This is a genomic window from Campylobacter sp. BCW_6466 (assembly GCF_001762835.1).
Classification (GTDB): Bacteria; Campylobacterota; Campylobacteria; order Campylobacterales; family Campylobacteraceae; genus Campylobacter_D; species Campylobacter_D jejuni.
On the sequence record NZ_MJXO01000072.1, the window covers coordinates 73,945 to 100,541 of the forward strand.

The following is a 26,597-nucleotide window of genomic DNA, read 5'->3' on the forward strand; positions in this document are numbered from 1 at the left end:
TAAAAAAATTAGCTATAATCATTTTTTATAGTTTTGCTAAAAAAGGTATTTGATGGATACAAAAATCATAAAAGATGTTGAAAAATTTGAAAATATACCCGAACTAGAAAAGGCTGTTACTTTTTTTGGTTCAGCAAGACTTAAAGAAGATAATTTTTATTATCAGCAGGCTAAAATTTTGGCACAAAAATGTGCTCAAAATGGTTTTTGTGTGATAAGCGGTGGAGGAGGAGGTATTATGCGTGCAGCCAACGAAGGTGCTTTTTCACAAAAAAATAATACAAATTCAATGAGTTCTGTAGGGTTTAATATATTTTTACCTCACGAGCAAAAACTTAATGATTTTGTAGAATATAATATTACTTTTGAGAGCTTAGCCATACGCAAAATGGCTCTTATTGAAAAGAGTCTAGCTTTTGTGATCTTCCCAGGCGGCTTTGGAACACTTGATGAATTGTGTGAAATTCTTACATTAAAACAACTAGAATTTAAAAAAGATGTTCCTATTATTTTGTTTGGGGGTGAATTTTGGCGAGGTTTTGATGAGTTCGTCAGAAATTCTTTGCTCAAACTTGAAGTGATTTCTAAAGGAGATGAGTTAAAGTATAAAATCACTGACGACTTGAATTTTATAATTAATACTTTAAAGGAAATTTAATGAAAATTCTAGTCGCTATGAGCGGTGGAGTTGATAGTACAGTCACTGCTTATAAACTTAAAAATTTAGGTCATGAAGTTATAGGTTGTTATATGAAGCTTCATGGCAAACCAAATTACCACGAAGAAAATATCAAAAAAGTAGAAAAAGTTGCAAATTTTTTACAAATTCCTTATCATATTTTAGACTTACAAGAAGATTTTAAAAACAAAGTTTATATGCCTTTTGTAGATACTTATAAAGAGGGTAAAACACCAAATCCTTGCGCTTTATGTAACCGTTTTATCAAACTTGGAAAACTTTTAGAATTTGCTAAAAGTTTAGGTTGTGAAAAACTTGCCACGGGGCATTATGCAAGACTTGAAAACAACTTAATAAAAACCGCAGTAGATGAAAGCAAGGATCAAAGCTATTTTTTAGCCAGTGCAGATAAAGAAGCTTTAAAATATCTTATTTTTCCGCTAGGCGAAATGAAAAAAGAAGATGTGAAAAAATTTGCTTCCACTATAGAGGTTTTAAAATCTTTTGCCACTCAAAAGGAAAGTTCTGAAATTTGCTTTGTTGAAGATACTTATGTGCAAGTTTTAGATCAGTTTATGGATACAAAAATTCCTGGAGAAGTATTAGATAGCAGCGGAAAAGTAGTAGGCAAACATGAGGGCTATATGCACTATACTATAGGCAAAAGAAGAGGCTTTGAAGTGCGTGGGGCACATGAACCACATTTTGTTTTAAAAATCAATCCTAAGCAAAATCAAATCATCGTAGGAACCAAAGAAGAACTTAAAATCAGTGAATTTAAGCTAAAAAATATCAATCTTTTTATAGATGCTAAAGAGCTTGATTGCGAAGTAAAAATCCGCTATCGTTCAAAATCTACACCTTGCAAGGTAGAAATTTATGAAGATAAAAGTGCAAAAATCACTCTAAAAAATCCTGTTTATGGACTTGCTAGCGGACAAATGGCAGTCTTTTATGATTATGATAAAGTCATAGCAAGCGGTTTTATAGAATAATTTCTAGGAATTAATTCCTAGAAATTATTAATAAAATCCTAAAATTTTCCACCAAATAAGTCCAACAGCTATCATCACTACTATATCAACTATGGAAATCACAAAACCTATACTCCACCATTTTTTAAGAGTTACATAGCCTGTTCCAAAAATAACAGGAGCTGTTCCTGTTGCATAGTGAGTTAATGCCATCATAACATTACCTGAAGCTATCATAATAAAAGCATAAAGAAGTGGTGGTGTTCCTAAGGCAAGCCCTGCGCTATAAAAAACAAAAAACATTGCTGATATATGAGCTGTAGTAGAAGCAAAGAAATAGTGCGTATATAAAAAAGCAAGGCTTAAAAATATCATAATAGAAATTTCCCCAAGTCCCATAGCAGAAGCAAATTCACCTAAAGCTTCAGCTAAAAACTGAGTAACACCAAGTTTGCCAAGCAAAGTTGCCATCATTACAAGAGCTGAAAACCATACTAAAGTATTCCAAGCAGCTTTTTCAGCCAAAACTTCCCCAAAAGTTAAAACTCCACTAATCAACACCAAAGACAACCCAAGCAAAGCCACACTAGTCGCATCAAGAGAAATTCCAAAAAGCAAACCAAAAGTCCCAGCCCATAAAAGCAAAAGCAAGACAAAAACACTGAGCATGATTTTTTCACTATTTTTCATTTTTCCAAGTTCTTTCAATTTATCTTTAGCAAAAGTGGAAGCATTAGGCGTGGATTTAATTTCTGGTGGAGAGAGAAAATAAAGCACCAAAGGCATCAAAAGCATAGCAGCTATACCAGGTAAAAACATTCCTAAAGCCCATTGCCCCCAAGTTAAATGCACTTCTAAATTTGTAGCTTGTGCTATAAGATCAACCACCAAAGGATTTGGAGCTGTAGCTGTAATAAACATAGCTGATGAAATAGGATTAGCTTGATAATTTACCAAAGAAAGATAAGTACCTATTTTATTTTGCGTTCCATCTTCAGGAGTGGATTTAAAACTTCTTGCAATAGCTTGAACTATAGGATTTATGATAGCCCCTGCTCTTGCAGTATTTGAAGGAGCAACTGGAGCTAAAATGGTTTCACAAAAAGCTATAGAATAAGCAATACCTAAGGTTTTTTTACCAAAAATACTGATAAAATGATAAGCCAAACGCTCTCCAAGTCCTGTTTTAATAACTCCACGAGCCACAATAATAGAAATCACTATAAGCCAAATAAGAGAATTTGAAAAACCACTTAAAGCATCTTTTATACCTGTTTTAGATTTTAAATTTGATATAGCAGTATTTACCTTTTCATCTATACTCTTTTGAGATAAAAAATCAAGTGCTAAAGTATTTAAAGCTGAAATTTTAGTCTCATCAATAAGTTGTTGCGTAGAAGTTTTTGAAGTAGCCTTGGTGTAAATTTTACTTAGATTTTCAATCTGGTAATTTATATCTGTGCTTGATTTTAAAATTTCATTAACTTTTGCTTTTAAATTTCTACTTATATTAGCATTGATTAAAGCCTGCAAAATAGTGGCTTCAACTGCCTCATCCATAGTTGTTTTATAGATATTAGAATTATCTCTTAAAACAATTCCCTCAAGAGTTTTTATATGTGTAGCACGCACAGAACTTTGGGTAGTGGTAATGCCGCTAAGAGCTACTATGGCAATAGCTACCATACAAACAGCCCCCAAAGGCATTACTTGTAAAATCACTGCCATAATCACAGCAATAAAAAGCCCAAGAAAATGCCAAGAATTATCTTCCAAACCTACAGGAGTAGGTATAAGCCAAAACACAGCTGCAATTAAAATACACAGCACCAACAAGGGAATTTTCTTTCTATCCATTGTTTATCCTTTGATATTGGTAATGTAATTTACAATGCTTAAATTCTAGTTAACTAATATTTTAATAAATCTTAAAATTATAATTTTTAAATAAATTTTTAATTTATTGTTACAAATATACATAATTTTTACTTTATAAAGAAGCTAGTCTAATTGAAAAATAAATAGGGAATTTTAAATGAAGAAAACCCTTCCCCAGATAACTGCGGCACACACTAAAATCAAGTGCTCTGCTGTGTTCCCACCCTGAAGCGGTGCTTAAAAATAGCATTGCACAGGTCTAAGAAAAGGCAAAGAAATTATATCATAATATACTTAAAAAGTGTTGAGCTATAAAAACTAAATATAAAAATGTATAAATATGTAACAAATTGGTTATATTTTATATAAATTTTTAAATTTAATTTGCAAAATTATTGTTTTTTTCAAGGAAATACGATTATATAGATATATTATATAAATTTTTAAGGAAAAATCATGAAAGTTAAATGGAGTAAAGATTTTAGCATTAAAAACATGCAATTAGATAAACAACACGAACTAATTTTTGAAATTGCTGAAATTGCAAACGATTTAGCTTTAAAAATTCAAGATAATGATGTGCAACACAAAAATGATTTAAAACAAATTCTTACAAAGTTATTCCAATATGTAAAAATTCATTTCAAAGATGAAGAAAAATTTATGGAAAGCATTGATTTTCCTTTGATTGAAGAACATAGAAAATCTCATCAAATATTATTAAAAAAGACTAAAGAACTTTTAGAACACTCAAATGATATTGTTAAAATGTCATTTGAACTTTCAACATTGACCAAAGATTGGATTTTAGATCATTTTGCTATTGAAGATTTATGGATAGCTAACTTCACAAAAAAAGCTCTACATCTTCAAGAGATTCATTATAATCTAGAGCAATACATAAAATTAAAATCGATTAGGCAAGATTTAAAGACTGAAAAAACCTATGATTATATTTGCAACTGTTATTTGCGTACTCATGCAGTTCCACAAACCATACACGAAGAACTTGTTAGCAAAGAAAATACTTTAAAATGTGAAAAATGTGGACAAATTTTAGTGCATTTAGATCATATTGATTTAAATCAAAATTATGAAATGTTAAATCATATCCTCGAAAACATAGGAGTGTAATGATGAGCTATGAAATAAAAACTTTAGAAACTTTCAATCCTTTTGAAAGTTTAAAATATGAACAAGCCAGCACAGATCAAATTCTTGATTTTAGAATTATAGATTTTAAACTTCTGTGTTCTAATATAAAACCAGCAAAAACAAAAACTTATGAAAGAAAGGATTTTGACTTATTTTATGCGGATGATTTTTTTGTAAAAAATTACAATACCATGGTGCAAAAATTTCTTATAGAAATTTATCCAAAAACACAAAAAAACTGTTTCGTGGTTAAGCTTAAATCTAATCCTAGTTTAACTTATCTTAAGGTCAATATTAATTTTTTGGATAATTTTAAATACTATCCAAATTTAAAATTTGACATTTTGCAAAATATTTATAAAGTAATGATCAAGCAAAAATTTTTAATCTTAAGACTTGATAAAAATTTATTTGACAAGATTGATGATTTTATCTTATCAATACAAAAAAATCCATCTATTAAAGAAATAGAGCTTGAAATTGCCAAAGGTGTAGATAAGATTGAACACAAAAGCGATGAAGTTATCTATCATCGAGATATTGAAGAAACATGTTTTGATGAAAATACTAACTATGACGAAGGAGGCTACTGTAAACCTATTCAAAAAGATGAACTGCTTTTTGAATACATTTATAGAATTCTTGGCAAAGAAGGTAGAAATTTAAGAGGAGAAATCCTTCATTTAAATCCAATAGCTTTTTTTGATAATCCTTTTATCATAAAAGATGAAAGTATTTACACAGAAGAATTAGAAGATAGGATTAAATACTTTAGTGCAAATTATGGGTTTTTAAATAAAGGTCGTTCAGGATATAGCGTTACAAATGATTTAAAATTATCACAAGTAGGGCTTAAAACAACCGGTTCAATCAAAACAAATATCGATGAAAATATAAACTTAGAAATCACTTATTTTGATATAAGCGATGATGCTGTTAAATCAGGCATTGTAAATGTTCAAGCTTCAGATATAAAAGTAAATGGAAGCATTGGGGCGACAAAACTTTACGGAAAAAATATTAGCATCAAAGGCCTAACTCACGCAAAAAGCGAAATTTTTGCACAAGATATTTTTATTACAACACACAAAGGCACTTTGCAAGCTGATACTGTGTATATAAAAAATTTAGAAAACGGGATAGTTATAGCCAAAAATGTATTTGTTGAAAATTGCATGGGTGGAAAAATAGAAGCAGAAAATATCTATATTTGCAATTTATTAGCAGATAATATCTTATACCCCAAAAAAAATCTAATCATAACAAATAATATAAAATTTAAAAATAATATTATAATTTCTCCACTAGATTTTATTAACAATAAATCAAACTCAGAAACTGAAAATCTTACAAATTTAAGCCTTAAAACAAAGAGTAAACTTGATAATATCATAAGTCAAATGCAAAATTACTATGATTATCTAGTCAAAAATCAAATCAAGATTATCAAACTTCAAAAAGCTGAAAAACTTAATGCTATAGATATGAAATTTTCAAATCTTTATCATGATATCATAAAAAAATACAATCATCTTAGCGTCTTATATAAAAAACTTATAAAATTAAAATATCATATTGACGCAAAGCTAAATTTTTTAGATGAAATGGTTTATAATGTAAAAATATACATAAAAGCCGAAAATATTGGAGAGGATAATTTTTTAAAATTTTATCCTAAAACAAACACCGACCTTGAACTAAAACATCATATAAATTTAAAAGATTATGAAAAGGTTTTATACCTTGAAAAAGGACAACAAGCAAGCTATATTAAATCAAGTCAGGATTACAGTGAAAGCGATATAGAAGAAATTAAAATTATTTTTGAAAAATTAGAAAAAGATAATTCCTAAAAATTATCTTTTCATATTAATAGCTTTTTGTATCATTTGATCGCTTGTGGTAATGCTTTTTGAGCTTGCATCAAAGGCTTTTTGAGTTACTATAAGATTTGAAAGCTCTACGCTTAAATCAACATTAGATTGCTCTAAAAAACCACCTTTAAATTTAGCTGTATTAATAATCTGTCCATTTTTCATAATAAAACTTGCATCACCACTATTAGCTGTTGCAGCAAAGATATTATCGCCCATAGCAACCAATCCTTGCTCATTGATAAAATTATATAAAGCAAGCTTTCCAACTATGGCATTTTTACCATTGCTAAATTGTGCTACAATACTTCCATCATCAGATATATCATATTGCTTAAAAAATCCTTCGGCTACACCATCTTGCTGTGTAACTACATTTTTTTCAACGCCTTCTTTAATATAAATCCCACTATAACCCGAACCAGGTTTATTAGCATCATAAGGAGAGCCTAAATCAATATTAATTGTTCCGCCATTTGGGTTTGCAATGCTTGTAATATTGTTTTGAAGCAAAGCACCATTTTTATCAAAAACCATATTTCCTTCAGTTGGATTGCCTACGGCATTGCCATTAGAATCATAAATTTGGGCAATGGCTTTATATTGTATATTATCGCCTTCTTGCGGCAAAACCCTTTCAAGCGTAACCCTTAAAGTACTTTTACTTCCATCTGCATTATAAATAGGGGATTCTAAAATATCTTTATTGGCTTTTTGTTGTTCTGTCGAAATTTGAGCTGTATCAAGCTTGATGCTATTTTCATCCAAACCCTTTAAATCAAGCTCATTGCTTTTAAAATTAAGATTTTCATCTAAAGTTGCTTCAAAGCTTTTTTTTACGCCATTATCGTCAGTGAAATTTAAAATGATCCTATCACCCACTTTAGCACTAAACACATCTTCTTTGCTAACACTACCGCTAACTACATATTTTCCATCTTCGGTTTTTGTAATGTTAAATTTACCAGGATCAAGATCCACTTTGACCACTTCTGTTGTTGTGTTAGTATTTAAACTTCCACTCCATTTTACATTTTGAGTTACTTGAGGAGGTAAATACATATTCACAGGTACTTTAATAGCCCCTTGAGAAGCGGTTGTGCCTATACCGAAAGAATTATTTGAATTTACGGTAAAACCATTATTTACCGGAGTTCCTGTGTTAAGATAATCCCCCATAAGCCCCGCAACCCTATCGCTATAGTTGATACCGGTAAAAGCAGGGTTCATTGTTCCTAAAACAAAATTTCCATAAGAATCTACCAAATATCCATTTGCATCTCTTTTAAACGATCCATTTCTAGTATAGTAAGCATTACCATCCGCTCCCAAAACCCCAAAAAATCCTTTTCCTTGTAAAGCCACATCAAATTCGCTATCGCTTGCCACAAGAGAACCTTGTTCAAAAACCACATTAGAAGAAGCTGATCCTGAGCCATATCCACCTTGAGCAGGATTAGTTGATTGAGTAGTTATGGTGCTATAAAAAATATCTTTAAATTGAGCATCAGAATACTTAAAACCTGTAGTATTAACATTAGCTATATTATTTGCATAAATATCAATACCAAAACTATTTGTTTTAACTCCAGAAATTCCATTATAAAATGAATTCATCATGGCTTATGCCTTTTCCTCTTTGTCGCCTTCTTCTGTAGATCCAGAATTAGAAGAATCTCCATCACTTGAGTCTCCACCTGAACTATCTCCAACGGAAGTTGAAGATGAACCAAGTTTATAATCACTAATTTCACCAATATCATCAAAACTTACATATTGACCACCCATTTTTGCATAAGCAACCCCATCAACAAATTTAATACCCTCTATAGGATAAGTTCCATAATTTGCAGTGATCTTTTCCCCGTTTTTATTATTATAAACCACTTTAACACTATACTCTCCATCCCCAGCATAAACACCATCATTATTTCTACCAGGCCACTCTAATGTAAATAAACCTTTTGATACTTCTTTTCCCTCATTACTTTTTTCACTAAATACCAACTTATTATTTTTATCATAAACCTCTAAGGTGATTCCTTTATCATCCGAATCTTCAGGCAAATACATTTTTAGTGCAATAACCTCATCCGCGCCTGTTAATTTGACTTTGTTTTCATTTACCGTAGCCATTTTTCCTATAGCTCCCACTGCTGCAGTACTCATGCTCGTACTAAAAGAATTGGAAAGTTTTTCCATAGTTTCAACCATTTTTTGCATAGTTGTATTGGTATTTTGTTGCATTTCAAGTGCACTAAGCTGTGAGGTTTGTGTAAGCATTTTATCACTATCCATAGGATCTGTTGGATCTTGATGTTGAAGCTCTATCAAAAGAAGTTTTAAAAACGCATCTTTATCTAAGGTAGCATTTGGATTACTAACCACACCAGAGCTATTGCTACTAGATGAATTATCCACTTTCGTATCCTTGTTGCTTGTTTGGTTAGTATTAGCAGTATTTGTCCAGTTAAGATTGCTATTCCAATTTGTTGTCGCCATGATAAAATCCTTTTTTTACATTCAGTCTTTTTTAATTAAAAGCAATAAGTGTTCCAACTTAGAAATACTTCGCTAAAACAAGCTCTAGATTGACTTTTTCACTTTCATTTTTTCCATCTAAAGCATCTTTAAAACCATATCCACTACGATTTTTTCCTTGATTTTGATTTTGCTCTCTTTTACCTTGATCACTAAAATTCATTTCAAGTCCAGTAAATCCCATATTTACAAGAGAATTTTTAAACTCGACTTGATTTTGGATAAACAAATTCATTGCATTGGTATTGGAGTTGAAATTGATATGAAGGTTATTACCTCTTTGTATCAAAGTTACTTCCACTTCTCCAAGATTATTAGGATTTAGAGTGATACTAAGTTTAGTGATAGGCGCTTTATATTGATCTACAGCCTCTTTTAAATCTTGTGAAAAATACTGCAAAGTCTCTTTAGGCGTGATATTGCGAGCATTGTTTTGTGTTACTTTACTTAAATCTTTGACTAAAGAATTTAAGTCATCTAAATTATTTTTATCTACATTTTCACTGTGCGTTTTTGTTTGCTCTTGAGTAAAAGTTTCTTTATTGGTATTGTTGTTAAAATTAGCATTATTCTCTTTGTTTTGAACTACTTGAGTTTTATTTAAATTTTCAAAATTTAATTTTTGATCAAAGAAATTCTGTTTTATATCTTTATTTTCTTTGTTGTTGTTTTTAGGCTCTTTATTTAAACTAAAATCTTTTTGTGTTAAATTTGAAACTAAATTCTGAGTATCTTTGACAATTTCTTTATTTGAATTTTTATCAAGATTTAAATTTTGATTATTGTTCTTTAAATTTTTATTCTGATCTTGTATATTCTCTTGATTTAAATTGTTTTTTTCTTGATTTTTATTTAACTCTTTATTAAAATCTTTGTTTTCTTTATTTAAATCTTTAAGATTTGTAAGCTCCTGAGTGCTTGCATTGTCTTTTAACTCTTTGTTTAAATTTTTATCTTGTTTTGTACTATCTTTAATCAAATCTTTAAGATTGTTATCTTTATTTAAATTATCTTGGTTTTTTTTATCTTTTATATTTAACTCTTCTGTTAAATTTTTTGCAAACTCATCATTTTTGATATTTTTTAAAGTATTTTTAGCATCTGTAGTATCTTCTTCTATTTTTGATTTAACTTTATCATTTTTTTCGTGTTTGCTTTCTTTGGATGAAAGCATGGAATCTAAATTTTTTAAAGTTTGAGAAAGCAAAGAACCGCTATCTTTAGAATTTGTTTTTTGCGTAGAATGAGTGCTTGTAGTATGAGTTGTATTTTGTAAATTGTGATTTAAATTTTTACTCATATTGGAAATTTTATTATTGATGATTTCTTTAAAAACATTATCCACAGCACCTTTAAAAAAATCAGCCTTATCTAAATTTGGAAAAGTTGCTTTAAGATCAAGAAGACGATCTACTTTAATATTTTTTACATTTAAGCCCAGATCTTTAGCTATGTCCAAAAGCTCACTAAGATTTGATGCGCCTTTTAAAGCATTAAAATTAGCCTCTGTTTTGATAAGACTCGAAAGTTGAGTAGAAAGATTTGCCAGTTTAACATCTGCTGTATCTGTTTTTAGCTTATCCAACAAAGAAAGAATTTGCATAAAAGAAGCAGATTCGAAAATGCTTATCTTATCACTCTCATCAAAAGCTCCTTTTTGAAGTCTGTTCATCGCTTCATTAACAACTTCTTTTTGACTGATCTTCATATGATCAGGTAAAAATTCATTGGTTTCATCGATAGAATTAAGCAAAGAATTTAAAAAACTCTCCGTATCATCTTTAGTTGAATTTTTGCTATCGCTACTTTCATGTTCCTTATTTTTACTGGTTTTGCTAAAAGAACTGCTAGTAGTAGAAGTTTTACTCGGCGTAAGATTTAAAACATCATTTTGCGGAGCTAAATTTGACATCACTTTTCCTTCAAAAAAATTATTTTAAAAATTTATCTACCATTACATTAGGAAATTTTTCTTTCAAATAAGAATCTTCATATACTTTAATCATCTTATCTTCATTTAAAGCAGTTAAGATATTTAAAAGCTCTTCTAAATTTTTAGCATTTAAAATTTTCTCTAAATTTTCTTCATTTTCTAAAATTTCTGTAAGCTCGCTTGAAATTCTTGCCATTTTTTCGTTTTCATCTGATCTAAAAGTTTCTAAAAGTTCTAAAACTTGAAGCAAAACTTCATTTTTTCTCTCAGCTAAATCGCTTTTAAATTCAACAAAAATCTCTTCATTTAATGGTTTTGACATTTTAACTTCCTTTTTAAAATTTTAATTTCATAAGTTTTTGAAGCAAGAAGTGTTCCAAGTTTTGATACTTTGTAGTTTAAGTTAAATTTTTGTATAATCTAAGCTTTTAAAAATTTAGCTTTGGAGAAGAAAATTTGGAAAACATTAGAAATATAGCAGTTATAGCTCACGTTGACCATGGTAAAACCACTATGGTAGATGAATTGTTAAAACAATCAGGCACCTTTAGCGAAAGAGAACAAATTTCAGAACGCGTTATGGATAGCAACGATATAGAAAAAGAACGCGGTATTACCATACTTTCAAAAAACACAGCGATCAATTACAAAGGCACAAAAATCAACATCATAGATACTCCAGGGCATGCTGATTTTGGCGGAGAAGTAGAACGCGTTTTAAAAATGATTGATGGAGTTTTGCTTTTAGTAGATGCTCAAGAAGGTGTTATGCCACAAACTAAATTCGTTGTTAAAAAAGCTTTATCTTTAGGGCTTAAACCTATAGTTGTAATCAACAAAATCGACAAACCAGCTGCTGATCCTGAAAGAGTGATCAATGAAATTTTTGATCTTTTTGTAGCCCTAGATGCAAACGATGAGCAACTCGACTTTGCCATAGTTTATGCTGCAGCAAAAAATGGTTATGCTAAGCTTGATCTAAACGATGAAAGTGATAATATGGAGCCACTTTTTAAAACCATACTTGAACGCGTTCCAGCACCAAGTGGCACAAATGACAATCCTTTACAACTTCAAGTTTTCACTTTAGGGTATGATAATTTCGTAGGTAAAATAGGCATTGCTAGAATTTTCAATGGGGTTGTGAAGAAAAACCAAAGCGTAATGCTTGCAAAAGCTGATGGCACCAAAGTAAATGGTAGAATTTCAAAACTCATTGGCTTTATGGGCTTAGAAAAAATGGATATTGAAGAAGCAGGAAGTGGAGATATCGTAGCTATAGCAGGTTTTGAAGCTTTAGATGTGGGTGATAGCGTTGTAGATCCAAACAATCCTATGCCACTTGATCCTTTGCACATTGAAGAGCCAACTTTAAGCATAGTATTTTCTGTAAATGATGGCCCATTAGCAGGAACTGAAGGAAAACATGTAACTTCAAATAAAATTGCTGAACGTTTAGAAGCTGAAATGAAAACTAATATTGCTATGAAATACGAAAGCACAGGCGAAGGTAAATTTAAAGTAAGCGGTAGGGGTGAACTTCAAATCACTATTTTAGCTGAAAATATGCGTCGTGAAGGTTTTGAGTTTTGCATGGGAAGACCTGAAGTTATCGTAAAGGTTGAAGATGGGGTTAAAACAGAACCTTTTGAACATTTAGTTATCGATGTGCCTGAGGAATTTAGTGGTGCGGTAATAGAAAAACTTGGCAAAAGAAAAGCTGAAATGAAAACTATGGCACCAACAGGCGATGGACAAACAAGACTTGAGTTTGAAATTCCAGCACGCGGACTTATAGGTTTTAGAAGCCAGTTTTTAACCGATACTAAAGGCGAAGGCGTGATGAATCATAGTTTTTTAGAATTCCGTCCTTTTAGTGGTGCGGTTGAAAAGCGTAACAATGGAGCGTTAATTTCTATGGAAAATGGCGTAGCTTTAGGGTATTCTTTGTTTAACCTTCAAGAGCGTGGAGTGCTTTTCATAGAGCCTCAAACTAAAGTTTATACCGGTATGATTATAGGTGAGCACTCTCGTCCAAATGATTTAGATGTTAATCCTATCAAAGGAAAGAATCTTACCAATGTAAGAGCAAGCGGAAGCGATGATGCAATCAAGCTTGTACCACCTAGAAAATTAAGCCTTGAAAGAGCTTTAGAGTGGATAGAAGAAGATGAACTTGTAGAAGTTACGCCTGTAAATGTGCGTGTTCGCAAACGCTATCTTGATCCAACTCAAAGAAAAAGAATGGAAAAAGCAAAATCTTAATGGATTTAAAAAGCTTAGAAAATAATAGACTTTATATACTTAAACGCTTAGGGATCTTAAAATTCCTAAGCATTATCGAAGCCTTGCTTGTAGGCTTTTTAGCCTTTGTTTTTATAAGAGATTCCTTAATTGCAGTAATTTTAGCTGTTTTTGTAGGTATTTTTTTCTTTCGTTTTACAGCCAAAAAACTAAAACTCGCACAAAAAGAATTACAAATTGACGCTTTAAATTTATTTTTGCGTCGTTTTGGGGCGAAATTTAAAAAGCAAAGTTTAAGCCAAAAAGACTTTTTAAAACTAGGACTTACAAAGGATTTGAAAGAATTTAAAAGTCAAAACTGCTTTGAATTTAAGGATTTTAAAATTTACGATATTCAGTTTTTGGACGAAAACAAACGCTTTTTTTGCGGAATTTTACTCGAAATTTTAAGTGCAAACAAAAATCCTAGCTTTGAAAACGAAGAACAAATTTATATCAAACTTCAAGATAAAAATTTCACTTTAAATCATATCTTTTCTAAAGAAAATCATTATCTTATCGCTACTTTAAGCAATCCTTTCTTTATAGATATAAAAAAAGATTTAGAAAACAATTTCAAAAATCTAGAAGAAAATCTAAACTCTATAAAAAATAAACTATTTAAATAACTAACATAAAGTTAATATCATAAAATTTTAATAAATATTAATTATATACTTTAAAAATATATTACTTTTAGTAACACTTTAAAATTTAATTTTATTTAAATTATTCTTATTATGCTTAATATTTAAGAAAAAATACACTAAAATCAATTTGAACTACAAATAAAAAGGAGGAAAATCATGAAAAAACACATTTTATTGCTTGGTTTATGTCTTAGTTTGAGTCTTAGTGCTAAAAGCGTGAGTGACTACAAAGTAGGAGAAGAATTAAGCGACAAGGAAGGAGTAGAGTATTTTAAGGAACTTTCTAAAAGACCTGTGCAAGAATGGCCAAATAAAAATTTAAGCATCAATGATGTTCCAAAAGGCAAGCAAGGGGATTTAATCCGTTATGGCATAAAGCTTTTAAGCAAGACAGAAAGCACTCTAGGACCCTATAGCAAGCTAAAAAAGACAAGCAACGAAGTAAACTGTATTTCCTGTCACATGGACAATGACGGCAATGGTTTACCAGGGACAAAAAAATATGTTATTCCATTTTTAAATGTCCTAAACAATTATCCAAGACTTGATATAGAAACGATGAAAATCATCTCTGTTGAAGATAGAATTCGCGGAATGGGCGGAACTGACTCTCATAGATTTCCTAATGATTCTAAAGAAATGAAAGCAATTTTAGCTTATTTTAAATGGCTAAAAGAAGCCTATGGTATCAAAGACGGCGTAAAGCTTGAAGGAGATTTTTTTGCTAAGATGAATTTTCCAAATCGCCCAGCTGACCCTGTACGTGGGAAAAAGCTCTTTGAAGAAAATTGCGTTGCTTGCCATGGCGAAAGAGGACTTGGGGTAAAAAATGATAATTACAAACAAGGTAGCGGACATTTATATCCATCTTTACTTATCTATCCTGATGGTGGACACATGGCTATGATACCATTTTTAGCAAGATTTTTAAAATCAGCCATGCCTTTTGGTGCGAGTGCGGATAATCCTATATTAAGCGATGAAGATGCACTAGATATAGCAGCTTATGTCAATACAGGTTTTGTAAGAATGCCTATAACCACTACAGAAAATCGTGCAGGACTTGATACAGCTTATAGCAAATCCCCATCATTAAAACCTGAGTATTTTGCCTCACCGCAACAAAATTTAGATCCTAAAGAATACATAAAAGTAAAATACGGACCTTGGAAAAATCCAAATCACTTCCCAGGAGAATGATTAATTTTGGGCCAAGCCCAAAATTAATCCTCATCTTTGGCTAAATTTTCAAGACTTTTAATCCCTTCTTCGCCTATCAAATTTCCACCTTGTAAGTCGCTAAATATCGCATTTAAAGAACTCACTATGGCAGTGGAATTAAAACTTAGATTTTCTATAGCTCTTTCTCTTTTTTTCCATATATTTTGCAAAGCCCTTTTTTCAGCTTCTAACTCTTCTTTCATATTTTGGTAAGTTTTGAGTATAAAAGTGATTTGCGTGTTAAATTCCTTAGAATTTAAGTATTCGTATAAAATGTGATTTTTTTCATCTTTGTTTTGCAGGGCATTTTTGAGTTTATAAGCGTTTATAATGCTTTCTCTAAGCACTGCTAAAACACCTTTAAATTCATTAAAAGTACATATCAAAATTCCTTCTTTAAAATGCGTTTTTTCTTTATCTTTTGGCATAGTTTTTGTAATCAAAACCGCTATATCACTTTTTGCAGCTATGCTATCTAGTTTAAGTTTATCCAGCCATTCTTTATTAAATTCTTTAGTGCGTTTACTCTCATACAAAATACTTCCGCAAATATTTCCAAAATTATCCTTTACTATATGCAGACAATCAGCTCCATTTACGCCCTTTGGCACTTCTTTTACTTCATCACTTAAATACTCACTTTGTATGTATTCTTCTATGAGTAGTTCAGCTGCTTCGCCTTGGAGTTGCTGTGAGCCTTGTTCTATCCTGCGTTGTGCGTCTTCTAGCTTTTGAGCTACGCTTTTAAAATTCGTTTCTAGTTCTTTGTATTTAAGATCTTGCTCTTGAGTGCTTTTTTGAAATTCAAGACGCATTTTTTCTCTTTCAAATTCCAAATTTTTGTTTTCTTGTTCTTTAAATTCTTTAAAAGCCTCTTCTTTAGCTTGAAATTTCAATCTTTCTTCATTTTCTTTTTGTTCTCTTTTAAGTCTTTCATTTTCAGCCTTTATGCTTAAAAACTCGCTAAGTTCTTTGCTTTTTTTCTCAAGTTCTTCTTGCATGATTTTCATTTCATTTTCATGCTCTTTGTTAAATTTCTCGCTGAATTCTTTTTGGAAATTTTGCTTTTGTATGAGAAGTTCTTGTTCAAATTTTTGCTTTTCTAAAAGAAGCTTTTGGCTTACTTGCTCGCTTATGAATTTTTCTTGTTCTATCTTTTGAGTTTTTAAATCATTTAAAGCTTTGGTATATTCAGCTCTTTTGGCATTTACCTCATCATCAAATTCCTTTTTTTGTTTTAGCATTTCTTGCTTAGCTTTATCTAAAATTTGAGTATATAAAGCAGCGCTGATATCGATAAAACTTCCACAACTTGGGCATTTGATTTGTTCATTTTGGTTTAAATTTTGCATAAAAATTTCCTTAGAATTTTTCCCTAAATTTAACATAGAAAAACAAAGATTATTCTAAGATTGACTTGTTAAAATCATTCTTTTAGAATAATTAGGATTACAAATGCAAAAACACACCAAAATTCACGGCTTTGCTAAATTTAAACTCATTATTATCCTTGCTTTGATGTCAAGCATAGCACCGCTTTCTACAGATATGTATTTGCCTGCACTTTCTCATGTGGAGCAAAGTTTTCAAACTAATTCTTTTTTAACCCAACTTAGCATCGCAAGTTTTTTTATCGCTTTTGCTTTAGGACAGCTTATATATGGGCCTTTAAGTGATATTTTTGGGCGTAAAATTCCAGCTTTGGTAGGGATATTTTTCTTCATCGTTTCGAGTTTGTTTTGTGTGATTATCGATGATATTTATGCTTTTATCGCTTTGAGATTTTTTGAAGCACTTGGGGGTTGTGCAGGTGTGGTTATCGCAAGGGCTATTGTCAATGACTTGTTTGAGATCAAAGAAGCTGCAGGGATTTTTGCTTTGATGATGGTTTTTAGTTCTCTTGCTCCCATGCTTTCGCCAACTTTTGGGGGAATTTTGCTAGAGTATTTTTCATGGCATAGTATTTTTGCGACTTTGTTTGCTTTGGGAATTTTGCTTTTTTTGATGATACTTTTTGGCTTAAAAGAGTCCGCGCCTCATCTTAAAAACAAAAAATTTTCCCATCATGAAGCGATGAAAAGCTACAAATTTGTTTTAAGCGATAAACGCTTTTTGGTTTATATACTATGTGCTTCTTTTGCTTTGGCGGCGATGTTTGCTTATATCACAGGATCAAGCTTTGTTTTTACGCAGTTTTTTGGCTTAAGTGAGCAAAAATTTGCCTTGCTTTTTGGGGCAAATGCTTTAGGTTTTGTCATCTGTGCAAATATCAATGCGAGATTGGTTTTAAAATATGAAAGCGAAAAAATCTTAGCAAAAGCTTTGATGATAATGTTTATATCGACTGTGATTTTGCTTGTAAATGCCTTTTTTCACCCAAATTTCTTACTTTTTGAACTTAGTATTTTTACAAGTATCGTTATGCTTGGTTTCATCGCACCCAATACCACGACTTTGGCTATGGCAAGGTTTAAAGAGCATAGCGGAACTGCTTCTGCGGTGCTTGGAACGGTGCAATTTGGTTTTGCAGGGCTTATTTCTTTTGTGGTTGGAGCTATTAACGCAAATACGCCGATAATCCTTGCTTTTGTAATGTGTGCTTGTGTGCTAGTTGCTAATGGAGTGTATTTTTTAACTAGGAGAAAAAATGAAAACAAATAATATTTTTATGGCTTTAGCCATAGTTTTGGCAAGTTTGATTCTAGCTTTTGGATTTAATAAGGCTTTAAGTGATTTTAAAACACTTGAAAGAAGTGTAAGTGTAAAGGGTTTAAGCCAAAAAGAAGTCGAAGCAGATACTTTGATACTTCCTATAAAATTCACAAGATCAAATAACAATCTTACAAATTTATACGAAGAACTAGAACAAGATAAAGAAAATATCATTAAATTTTTAAAAAAACAAGGTGTAAAAGAAGATGAGATCAGCTACAACTCGCCAAACATCATAGATCGTTTAAGCGATCCTTATGGCAACGACACTCAAGCTACATACCGATACATAGGCACTGCGAATTTACTCATCTATACGCAAAACGTAAAACTTGGAAAAAGCATACTAGAAAACATTTCAAGTCTTGCAAAATTTGGCATAGTAACGAAAATCGATAATTATGACATAGAATACCTTTACACCAAGCTAAATGAGATAAAACCTCAAATGATAGAAGAAGCAACGCTCAATGCTAGAAATGCAGCGATAAAATTCGCACAAGATTCAAACAGCCATCTAGGCAAGATAAAAAAGGCTTCTCAAGGACAATTTAGCATCAGCAACAGAGATAAAAACACCCCTTACATCAAAACCATAAGAGTGGTTTCTACTATAGAATACTACTTAAAAGATTGATGATAAAATTCAAGCTAAGCTTTAAGGCTTAGCTTGGCACTATAGAATTTTTTCGTGCGGTTTTTTGGAGTGAGAAAAGGACTAAAGCTAAAAGTATGGTATAAATCGTAATCAAAGCATTTTCAAAGCCATTATAACTCTTATCACCTATAATATTTACTATTCCAAAGATTATTTTCGGCATATAACATATCACCCATAAAACTACAATCAAATTAAGATACACAAAAAAATCAATTTTTTTTATACATCCAAACCAATACAAACAAAGCAAATTAAAAACACCAACTATACTTAAACATACTCCGTATTGATTTAAAGCTTTTAACAAGCTAATATCCTGAATCATTCGTGAAACAAAATACAGTAAAGCGAACAAGCCTATCACTACAACCAACCATTTTAAATTTAAAAGCAAATCTGTATGATGATCACAAAGCTTGCGATAAAAGACAAGTTGCCATCGTTCTATTTTTTCTTTTAAACTTTTGTTTTCTTTATGTTTTAATTCTAATTCTCTAGCATAAAGCTCTTGAGCTCTTAATTCTGAAGCGTCAATTAGATTATGATGAGCTATACGATTGCTTTTTAATTTTCTAAATAAATCTCTATAATTTAATAATTTATCATATTCTTGTGTTTTTTCAATCTCATCAAATTTATATTCTATATATTTATGTTCTATATTAAATTGATCAGAAAAAGTACAGTTTTCAAAATTTGGCTTACAATTATTATCAAATCTAATATTATCAAAACTAACTATATTGTTAAATATAACATTTTTAAAATTTAAAGTATTAATATTTAAATTTTCAAAATTTACAATGCCTTTAAAATTAACATTATTAAAACTAACATTGTTGTGTAAATTTACGAATTCAACATTATTTTTAAATTTTGCCATTTTAAAATTTATTTGAGTATTAATTTTTGTTTTATTAAAATAAACCTTATCTTCAAATACAACTTCTCTAAAATTATTTGCAATTTCATTATCTAATTTTGATAAAAACTTAGTTTCAGCAAATCTAATCTCACCTTTAAAACGAGAAATCTTAAAATCTATTTTTGAAACAATTTTTGCTTTATAAAAATTAGTTTTATTATAAAAAATAGTTTCACTAAAATTATTTTCAATAATTTTATGATTATTACATTTTGCTAAAAATTCAGTTTTTATAAATCTAGCATTTTCTTTAAAAATTGAAATTGCAAAGCTAACTTTTGATTTAAATTTTGCTCTTCTAAAAGTAACATTATTACAAAATTTTACTTCTTTAAAATTATTTTCAATAATTTTATGATTATTGCATTTTGCTAAAAATTCAGTTTTTATAAATCTAGCATTTTCTTTAAAAATTGAAATTGTAAAACTGACTTTTGATTTAAATTTTGAAGCATTAAAATCGACACATTTTTCAAAAATACATTTTATAAATTTGACTTGATCTTGAAAAATACATTTTTTAGCAATTAATTTACATTTGAAATCGCAATTTAAAAAATATATAAAAAAATTATTTGTCTTAGAAAAATAAATTTCTAAAATTTCACTATTTTTTATAATTAATCTTTTAATGCCTTTTTCTTGTAAAATATTAAAATCTATTCTTTCTATACTGATATTTTCTAAAACAATTTCTTTTTTAATTAAATCTATATTTTCCACAACATTTATAGTAAAAATTCCATATTGTGCTAATTTTTCATCAAATTCTTTCATTTTAACCCTTTACTTAACCTTTCAACTTGGCACTATGGAATTTTTTCGTGCGGTTTTTTGGAGAGAGAATATACAAAGCAAAAGGATAATGTTATATAAAACACTGGTAGATTTTATGGTGTTTTGGATAATTTCATCTTGATTTATTACTTCCAAAATTCCTTCAAAACTTGATTTAAATTTCAAAAGAGCCAAGACGCTTTTTAATTTATCTTGACTGTCTTTTTGATCAAAAAAAGCCATTTGCTCAGGTGATAGTTTTTCAGATATAGAAAAATTACTTTTTATCATATATAAAATATCTATTCCTTGAATAAAATTTAATTTTAAAAATTTATTAAGTTGAGCAGATACAACGCTATTGTTGTTTTTATTGTCTATCTCTTCTATGATATTTTTTACATTTGATGTGTTATTTTCTAGCTCATTTAAAACCTTTTTATAATCACTTACATATTTATCATTATACACTTTAGATAAAATTTCTTTTAATTTTTCTTTATTTGCTATTATCAAAGCTTTAGCTGAATTTAACTCTGTAAAAGAAATATTTTGATCTTTTAAATGGAGATTAAAATCATTTTGCAATATGCTTGCTAGATTTACAATAGCACTCGCATTTAAATCATTTAAACTTTTTTCAAATTGACTTTCATAAAGCTTATCTGATGAAAATACACCTGTAAAAGGATTTATAAATTGTGGTTTTGTTATAATCATTGCAATAAAAATCATATAAGCAAAAAATCTCACAAGAAAAATAAATAATTTAATTTTACAAATAAAAAAAAGATAAAAAATCAATACGCCTAAAAAATAAATCAAAAAGCAAAAAATTGAAATATACTCTGATGATAAAAACAATATCATAGATATTGTAAAAGCACCACAAAGCATAAAAATCAAAATAACGCCATATTGATACAATTGTTTTTTAACATTAACAAGCATTAAAGCAAATACAAGCAAAATAATATAGCTTGCTATAATTATCGATACTGAATTAAAGGATAATATAAAATTTATGGTTTTTGAAAATACAAAACCCATAAAAGCATACAATGAAATCATTAAAATTGTAAAATTTAAAATTTTTAAGAAATTTGTATGGTGATTGCTAGTATTCCTATAAACTTGTAACAAAACACAATCAGACCACAAAGTAAAATCTAGCATCTTTCTTCCGGAAACTATCAATTTTCTTTTAATTTTATTAAATTTTATCCTCCAAAAGATTATAAATTTATTTATATCTAAAGGATAAAATGATTTTAGAATAAATGTCAAAATTTTATATATAAAAAATACAACATAAACACAATAAAACATTATTGTAAAAAATGGAGCGACCAAAACTAACTCAACAAATATTAACATATTTACAGATAAATGTCCAATTATTTTTAATAAAAATATTATAAGAGGTATAATTTTTGAATAATTAAATTTTTCATAATTCTTAGGATTATATACTTGATTTTTAGATTCTTTTTTTAAATTGTCATTTTTATTTTTACTTAATTGAATTTCCAATTCTTTCTCTTTCGCATAAAGTTCTAATTTATGCCATTCTTGAGCTTCTAAAGTATTATTTTGATTTATCAAAACATCTTTTATAACCCTAAAAGAATCTTTTAAATTTTTAGCACATCTTAATTTATGCTCATTTTCAATCCTATAAAGCTCTTTTTCATCTTTTTGTATTTTTTCATTATTTTTAATTGCGTTTTTATAATTTCCATCTTGATAATTATCTTTTATATAGTCTTCAGCTGATCTAAAATCTAGCTTATCTATATTCACATTTATTAAATTTACTGCTTTTTGCTCTTTAAAATAACAAGCACTAAAATTTGGAGCTTTATCAAATTCAACACCATAAAAACAAGCTGTTTTTTCAAATTCACATGCACAAAAATCAGCATAATCTTTAAAATGAGAATTATTAAAATAAATATTATCTTTAAAAATGCAACTATTAAAAATAGATTTATTTATAAAATTAGAATTTGAAAATTTGATATTTCCATTTACAATAACTTTATTGCATTTTAAAGAATTGATTTTACAATTTTTAAAATACATATTTTCGCAACAAAAATTATCATAAATACTAATATTTATCCTGCAATTAAAAAAATACAAGCTTTTAAAATTTATATCTTCTGCATATACCGAAGGTCCTTTTGAAATAACAAAATTTACATCACAATCATAAAAATGTATTTCATACTCATTTAAAGAGTAAAAATCAAAATACTCTATTGCTTTATTATAAATTTCAAATTTATTTCTATTGCCCGATATAAATTTTTCAGCTCTATCATAAATAACATCATCTATTTTTATTTTTAAAGCATTAGCTATTATCCATTGTTTCTCTTTTATTGTTTTATAGTGTTTTTTCAAATACAAATCTGCTAACTCTTCATCATCTTTTTCTAAAATATCTTCTATTTCTTTACGACGTTTTTCATCTTTTTCTATATGCAATCTCATTTTTAATAATTCAATATTTATTTTATTCATTATTTTCCTTCGATTATTTTTATTTCTTCTTCGGTTAGGTTGTAAATTTTATAAACCATATTGTTTATTTTTTCTTCTAAAGGTGATGTGTTTGCGTTTTTGTCTTGCTCTTTGGCTTTTAAAATCTCGTCGACTAAATTTATAAGCTCATTGGCTAATTTTTCATTTTTGGAATTTATTTTGGGGATAGGAAACTTTTCTACATATTGATTTGATAATAAAAAGCCTTTGTCAGAATACAAATGCCCTATATTTTTAAAATAATAAAATATCAAACTAGAATTTAGAAACCCTAAAAGATATTTGAGTTCATTTTTAGAATTTGCCACCATAAAAGCCATAGAGTCTAACAAAATGCATTCTTTTTCTAAAATAAAACTCGGCTCTTGTGTTACTCTTTGCCAACCTATCTTTTCTTTTTCAAATTGTAATAAATAATCTTTGTTTGGATTATTGTCTAGCTCAATCCAATGATGTTGCCCCAAATACTGCTTTTGATCTGTCACAGGTTTATTGGTGCATTGTCCTCTAGCTTGAAGTTTTTTCTTATATTGTTTTAAATGATTATATATGGCGGGATAATCTTTTTCTAAAATTTTATAACTTCCAAATTCAAAAACTATTATCCAAAGCCCCGCCCATTCATAGCTATATCTTTTTATATCGCGTCCGCGTAGCATTTTGCGTATGAGTTTAGCGGTGCGTTCTTTTTCAGCTTCATCTTTGCAATTTGCTAAAATTTCATTTCTTTTTTCAGTAGTGATGATAAAGGCTTCATTATAGCCTGTTTTTATCCCATAGTTGATATTAAGCCCATACCATTCTTTAAGCGGAGTTCCTATGCGTTCTATCTTAGCCTTTAAGGCGCTAGTATTCTCATTGCTAAAAGTGAAGCTTTCTTTGCTTAAAGAATTTTGCGAAAATTCTGCATAGTCCTTATATAAGCCAATGTTATAGGCACAAGTTTTTAAAATTTCATTGCTTAGGGCAAGGTATTTGAATTTATTATCTTTACTTTTTGATTTTTCAAAACAAAGTATGGAAGTATCCACCGTAGCACTATCAAAAACTTTTATGCCGTTTAAATCAGTGTATTCTAAAAACTTAACATTTTTAAGCAAAAATTCACGCAAAGCTTCCCCATATCCTGCACGCGTGTATTTGTTAGAAGTGATATAGCTCAATACCCCCCCCTATCTTTTAAAACATTAAATCCTAGCTCATAAAAATAAGTATAAATATCACTCGTGCCTTTATAAACCTTATAATTTTTAGCTAAATGGGGCTTGAGTTCTTTAAGCTCCTCTTGTCTTATATAAGGTGGATTGCCGATGATTAGATCAAAGCCTTTGAAATTTCCATCATCGTCCAAAATTTCAGGGAATTCAAAACGCCATTCAAAAGGATGATTGCTTTCTAGGTTGAAGATATTGTCGTATTCTTTTTTAAGATTTGCAAATTCTTTTGCGGCTTCTTTTTCATCAAAGTCAAAAAGAGTCAAATTCGCACTAACAAAGAATTTCAAATTTTCATCATCTACGGCTAAGAAATTTCCGTATTTTTTAGAGTATTTTTCACATTTATCATTAAAGCTTTTCATTTCTTTTTTAAATTTATCCGCAAAGCACAAATTTTTAAAAGAAATTTTGAGATTTTTTATCTCTTGGCTGATGTGGCTTTTATCTGTGTAAAAGCCTTCTTTATAGTCTTTTACTGTGCGTTTGTATTTGCCCATACGTTCTTTGATGTTAGGATAGTGGTTTAGGCTTTTGCCTGTTTCAAAGTAAGATACCAAAGAATTTCCGCATTTTATGTTTATATCGATGTTTGGCAATGTTTTAAGATCGTGATAATTCTCATCATCAAAGCTTTGATAAAAACTATGTTTTAAAAGCTCTATCCAAAGCCTTAGCTTCGTGATCTCGCATGAGCTAGGGTTGATATCGACTCCAAAAAGGTTGTTTTCTATGATGTCTTTTTTAGTGTGAAAAAGTTCTTGTTGGATAAGATGGGCTTTATCTTTAGGCGTACTTGGGCGTTTATACTCTATAAACTCGCCTTTTCTACCCGTGATGAGAATTTCATCGTTTTGCACTTCTAGGTAAAACTCTTCATCAAAAAGATTTAGCTCATCATAAATGCTCAACATAACATTTAAAGCAGAAACCAAAAAATGCCCGCTTCCCACCGCAGGATCGCAAATTTTTATAGAGTTTAAAAGCTCTTTTTGTGCTTTTTTATCTTCTTTTCTTAAAGACTTTCTTAGTTCGCTTATATCTTTAGCATCAAGATCAAATTGAGCGTTGAATTTATCAAGCACAACTTTTGTGATGCTTTCTTTACACATATAAGAAGTGATAAAGCTTGGCGTGTAAAAGCTTCCTTCTTTGTAGCCATTGAGTTTTTCAAACACATTTCCTAAAACACTTGAACTTATGAGTTCTTTTTGAGTTAAAATTTCGCTTTGCTCATCATCGCTACCAAAATCAAAGCTATCCAAAAATTCAAACAAGTATTCCAAAAGCCCCAATTGTCCTTTTTTAGCCTTGCATTTATCATCTTTTAGCACGGTGTTTTTATAGTAAAAAAGCTTTAAGTCATTGCTTAAGCTTGAAATTTCAAGTGTGTTTTCTATGCTTTGTTTTTCAAACAAAGAAGAATTTAGATAAGGCAGATAAGCAAATTCGCTTTTCTTTCTCGTGCTTTTTTCTTTGGCTAAAACTTCAAAGAAAAGTTCGCTAAGCTTGTCAAAATCAGGAATTTTTTTGAAATTTAAAAATTTCAAATTTTTATCATCATTAAAACGCACCAAATTTGACTCTATAAGCTTTAAAAACAAAATGCGATTAAGCCATAAGATCAAAAGCTTTAAGATGGTTTCAAAATTTTCTTCTTTGAGCTTAGAGTTTATAGCGGTGTAGAAAGTTCCTTGCTCTTCTTTACTTTCTTCGCTTTTTGTGATGATGAGTTTTGAGTTTTGTTTGCTCTCATAAAGCCCTAAGATGTATAAAAGTTCTTTGTAAAAAGCGTTGTTGAGTGAATTTGCATCGTTGGGGTTAAACTCACTTAGCAAACAATCCTTGCTAAAAATTTTAAACAAAGGCTTAAGCTTACTAAAGCTTAATTTATCTTGCTCTAAGATAGGTTTTAAATTCACAAAAAGCCCTTTTAAAGTGCTATCGCCATTTAAAATCTTTTCAAATTCTTGATAAATTTCATCGGTATTGCCTTTAAAAAGCGAGTTTTTGCTTTCAAAATTTTCAAAAGCTTCTTTAAAATACTTGCTTTTGTTAAAAAGCTCTTCAAACAAATCCGCCTTAAAGATAAAAAAGCTATAAAAATCCGTGATGATGATGTGCTTAAGCGATGAATTTAGCGCTTTTCTTTCGCGAAGATAGTATAAAATGCACTCATGTAAAGCCTTGCAATTAGGTTTGCTTGGGCTAAAAAATTCTCTAGAATTAGGCAATTTTGCTTCGATGATGACTTGAGTAAGGCCATCTTTTTTTAAGGCTAAGTCTATACCGCTGTTGCCTTTGTGTATGCTTTTGACTTCGCATTGAAAAGATAAATTTTCAAAAAATTTGCTAAGAGCGTTTGCCACAAGGGAATCTTCGTTGTTTTTGAGATTGTTTTCTAAATTTATTTTATAGTCTTTTAAAGTTTTGATAAATTCGTTTAGTTCTGTTTCTAAGATAGGCTTTTTGCGGTGGTAGGGATTTAAAAATTCTTTTTCATTTATAGCTTCAAATTTCATATTGCACTTTCAATAAATTTTAAATATTTTAGCAAAAAAATCTCAAGT

16 protein-coding genes, 1 other RNA gene and 2 pseudogenes are annotated in these 26,597 nt (G+C 29.6%); 9 read left to right on the plus strand and 10 right to left on the minus strand.

Annotated features, from left to right (window positions below; genetic code table 11):
- Window positions 1-52 precede the first annotated feature (52 nt).
- On the plus strand, window positions 53-658 hold the full coding sequence (locus AJ887_RS08030) for a TIGR00730 family Rossman fold protein (protein ID WP_044779358.1): 606 nt from the start codon (window positions 53-55) through the stop codon (window positions 656-658).
- Entirely contained in the window at window positions 658-1,674 is a 1,017-nt protein-coding gene (gene mnmA / locus AJ887_RS08035) for a tRNA 2-thiouridine(34) synthase MnmA (RefSeq protein ID WP_002860896.1), read from the plus strand. Before AJ887_RS08030 ends, mnmA begins: the two co-directional genes overlap by 1 nt.
- A 27-nt stretch (window positions 1,675-1,701) precedes the next feature.
- Here the strand turns inward: mnmA and AJ887_RS08040 are convergent, their stop codons facing one another.
- Together AJ887_RS08040 and ffs are read right to left on the minus strand one after the other, a co-directional pair.
- A complete protein-coding gene (locus AJ887_RS08040) occupies window positions 1,702-3,510 on the minus strand; it encodes a DASS family sodium-coupled anion symporter (protein WP_070285065.1) in 1,809 nt (602 codons plus the stop codon).
- Window positions 3,511-3,699: 189 nt separating this feature from the next.
- Window positions 3,700-3,797: signal recognition particle sRNA small type (gene ffs / locus AJ887_RS08045), an RNA gene on the minus strand.
- Between the two features lie 190 nt (window positions 3,798-3,987).
- Here ffs and AJ887_RS08050 point away from each other — a divergent pair.
- Together AJ887_RS08050 and AJ887_RS08055 are read left to right on the plus strand one after the other, a co-directional pair.
- A complete protein-coding gene (locus tag AJ887_RS08050; RefSeq protein WP_070285067.1) occupies window positions 3,988-4,665 on the plus strand; it encodes a hemerythrin family protein in 678 nt (225 codons plus the stop codon).
- A 2-nt stretch (window positions 4,666-4,667) separates the two neighbouring features.
- The gene (locus tag AJ887_RS08055) at window positions 4,668-6,539 is read left to right on the plus strand and encodes a flagellar assembly protein A (RefSeq protein ID WP_070285076.1); all 1,872 of its coding nucleotides are present in this window, start codon (window positions 4,668-4,670) and stop codon (window positions 6,537-6,539) included.
- A 3-nt stretch (window positions 6,540-6,542) separates the two neighbouring features.
- Here AJ887_RS08055 and AJ887_RS08060 read toward each other — a convergent pair whose 3' ends face one another.
- The 4 genes from AJ887_RS08060 to AJ887_RS08075 are packed head-to-tail and all read right to left on the minus strand — an operon-like array spanning window position 6,543 to window position 11,356.
- On the minus strand, window positions 6,543-8,180 hold the full coding sequence (locus tag AJ887_RS08060; protein WP_070285069.1) for a flagellar hook-basal body complex protein: 1,638 nt from the start codon (window positions 8,178-8,180) through the stop codon (window positions 6,543-6,545).
- 3 nt (window positions 8,181-8,183) lie between these two features.
- Window positions 8,184-9,062: a flagellar basal body rod modification protein gene (locus tag AJ887_RS08065; RefSeq protein WP_096738025.1), complete on the minus strand. Its 879-nt coding sequence runs from the start codon at window positions 9,060-9,062 to the stop codon at window positions 8,184-8,186.
- Between the two features lie 58 nt (window positions 9,063-9,120).
- Window positions 9,121-11,016 carry a flagellar hook-length control protein FliK gene (locus AJ887_RS08070; RefSeq protein WP_079861545.1) on the minus strand — a complete coding sequence of 632 codons (1,896 nt, stop codon included), beginning with the start codon at window positions 11,014-11,016 and terminating at the stop codon, window positions 9,121-9,123.
- A gap of 16 nt (window positions 11,017-11,032) precedes the next feature.
- Complete coding sequence (locus AJ887_RS08075) at window positions 11,033-11,356, minus strand: hypothetical protein (protein ID WP_002782892.1); 324 nt, start codon at window positions 11,354-11,356, stop codon at window positions 11,033-11,035.
- A gap of 134 nt (window positions 11,357-11,490) precedes the next feature.
- Here AJ887_RS08075 and typA point away from each other — a divergent pair, with 134 nt between their 5' ends.
- The 3 genes from typA to AJ887_RS08090 all read left to right on the plus strand — a co-directional run bounded on the left by typA (window position 11,491) and on the right by AJ887_RS08090 (window position 15,167).
- A complete protein-coding gene (typA, locus tag AJ887_RS08080; protein WP_002799607.1) occupies window positions 11,491-13,299 on the plus strand; it encodes a translational GTPase TypA in 1,809 nt (602 codons plus the stop codon).
- Window positions 13,299-13,946: a poly(A) polymerase gene (locus tag AJ887_RS08085; protein WP_070240497.1), complete on the plus strand. Its 648-nt coding sequence runs from the start codon at window positions 13,299-13,301 to the stop codon at window positions 13,944-13,946. The genes typA and AJ887_RS08085 overlap by 1 nt, the downstream gene beginning before the upstream one ends.
- 177 nt (window positions 13,947-14,123) lie before the next feature.
- A complete protein-coding gene (locus AJ887_RS08090; protein WP_070240498.1) occupies window positions 14,124-15,167 on the plus strand; it encodes a c-type cytochrome in 1,044 nt (347 codons plus the stop codon).
- Between the two features lie 23 nt (window positions 15,168-15,190).
- On the opposite strand, the gene AJ887_RS08095 is transcribed toward AJ887_RS08090, so the two are convergent.
- Window positions 15,191-16,540 (minus strand): DUF2130 domain-containing protein, encoded by a 1,350-nt coding sequence (locus tag AJ887_RS08095; protein WP_070285072.1) that lies wholly within the window; start codon window positions 16,538-16,540, stop codon window positions 15,191-15,193.
- A gap of 103 nt (window positions 16,541-16,643) precedes the next feature.
- On the opposite strand from AJ887_RS08095, the gene AJ887_RS08100 reads away from it, so the two are divergent.
- Together AJ887_RS08100 and AJ887_RS08105 are read left to right on the plus strand one after the other, a co-directional pair.
- Window positions 16,644-17,849, plus strand: a complete 1,206-nt coding sequence (locus tag AJ887_RS08100; RefSeq protein ID WP_070285073.1) for a multidrug effflux MFS transporter — start codon at window positions 16,644-16,646, stop codon at window positions 17,847-17,849.
- On the plus strand, window positions 17,836-18,537 hold the full coding sequence (locus AJ887_RS08105; RefSeq protein ID WP_070240501.1) for an SIMPL domain-containing protein: 702 nt from the start codon (window positions 17,836-17,838) through the stop codon (window positions 18,535-18,537). Before AJ887_RS08100 ends, AJ887_RS08105 begins: the two co-directional genes overlap by 14 nt.
- A 28-nt stretch (window positions 18,538-18,565) precedes the next feature.
- Here AJ887_RS08105 and AJ887_RS10620 read toward each other — a convergent pair.
- The 3 genes and pseudogenes from AJ887_RS10620 to AJ887_RS08120 form a co-directional block, all read right to left on the minus strand.
- Window positions 18,566-18,646 (minus strand): annotated as a pseudogene (locus AJ887_RS10620) (hypothetical protein); the annotation flags it as partial.
- Window positions 18,647-20,284: 1,638 nt separating this feature from the next.
- Window positions 20,285-22,792, minus strand: a complete 2,508-nt coding sequence (locus AJ887_RS08115) for a hypothetical protein (RefSeq protein ID WP_070240503.1) — start codon at window positions 22,790-22,792, stop codon at window positions 20,285-20,287.
- Window positions 22,792-26,549, minus strand: a pseudogene (locus tag AJ887_RS08120) (class I SAM-dependent DNA methyltransferase). The gene AJ887_RS08115 and the pseudogene AJ887_RS08120 overlap by 1 nt, the downstream one beginning before the upstream one ends.
- Window positions 26,550-26,597: the final 48 nt, after the last annotated feature.

What these genes read in the sequence shown, in the direction of transcription:
- AJ887_RS08030 (WP_044779358.1), top strand. Translation starts at nt 53, where the DNA reads ATGGATACAAAAATCATAAAAGATGTTGAAAAATTTGAAAATATACCC.
- mnmA (WP_002860896.1), top strand. Translation starts at nt 658, where the DNA reads ATGAAAATTCTAGTCGCTATGAGCGGTGGAGTTGATAGTACAGTCACT.
- AJ887_RS08040 (WP_070285065.1), bottom strand. Translation starts at nt 3,510, where the DNA reads ATGGATAGAAAGAAAATTCCCTTGTTGGTGCTGTGTATTTTAATTGCA.
- AJ887_RS08050 (WP_070285067.1), top strand. Translation starts at nt 3,988, where the DNA reads ATGAAAGTTAAATGGAGTAAAGATTTTAGCATTAAAAACATGCAATTA.
- AJ887_RS08055 (WP_070285076.1), top strand. Translation starts at nt 4,668, where the DNA reads ATGAGCTATGAAATAAAAACTTTAGAAACTTTCAATCCTTTTGAAAGT.
- AJ887_RS08060 (WP_070285069.1), bottom strand. Translation starts at nt 8,180, where the DNA reads ATGATGAATTCATTTTATAATGGAATTTCTGGAGTTAAAACAAATAGT.
- AJ887_RS08065 (WP_096738025.1), bottom strand. Translation starts at nt 9,062, where the DNA reads ATGGCGACAACAAATTGGAATAGCAATCTTAACTGGACAAATACTGCT.
- AJ887_RS08075 (WP_002782892.1), bottom strand. Translation starts at nt 11,356, where the DNA reads ATGTCAAAACCATTAAATGAAGAGATTTTTGTTGAATTTAAAAGCGAT.
- AJ887_RS08085 (WP_070240497.1), top strand. Translation starts at nt 13,299, where the DNA reads ATGGATTTAAAAAGCTTAGAAAATAATAGACTTTATATACTTAAACGC.
- AJ887_RS08090 (WP_070240498.1), top strand. Translation starts at nt 14,124, where the DNA reads ATGAAAAAACACATTTTATTGCTTGGTTTATGTCTTAGTTTGAGTCTT.
- AJ887_RS08095 (WP_070285072.1), bottom strand. Translation starts at nt 16,540, where the DNA reads ATGCAAAATTTAAACCAAAATGAACAAATCAAATGCCCAAGTTGTGGA.
- AJ887_RS08100 (WP_070285073.1), top strand. Translation starts at nt 16,644, where the DNA reads ATGCAAAAACACACCAAAATTCACGGCTTTGCTAAATTTAAACTCATT.
- AJ887_RS08105 (WP_070240501.1), top strand. Translation starts at nt 17,836, where the DNA reads ATGAAAACAAATAATATTTTTATGGCTTTAGCCATAGTTTTGGCAAGT.
- AJ887_RS08115 (WP_070240503.1), bottom strand. Translation starts at nt 22,792, where the DNA reads ATGAATAAAATAAATATTGAATTATTAAAAATGAGATTGCATATAGAA.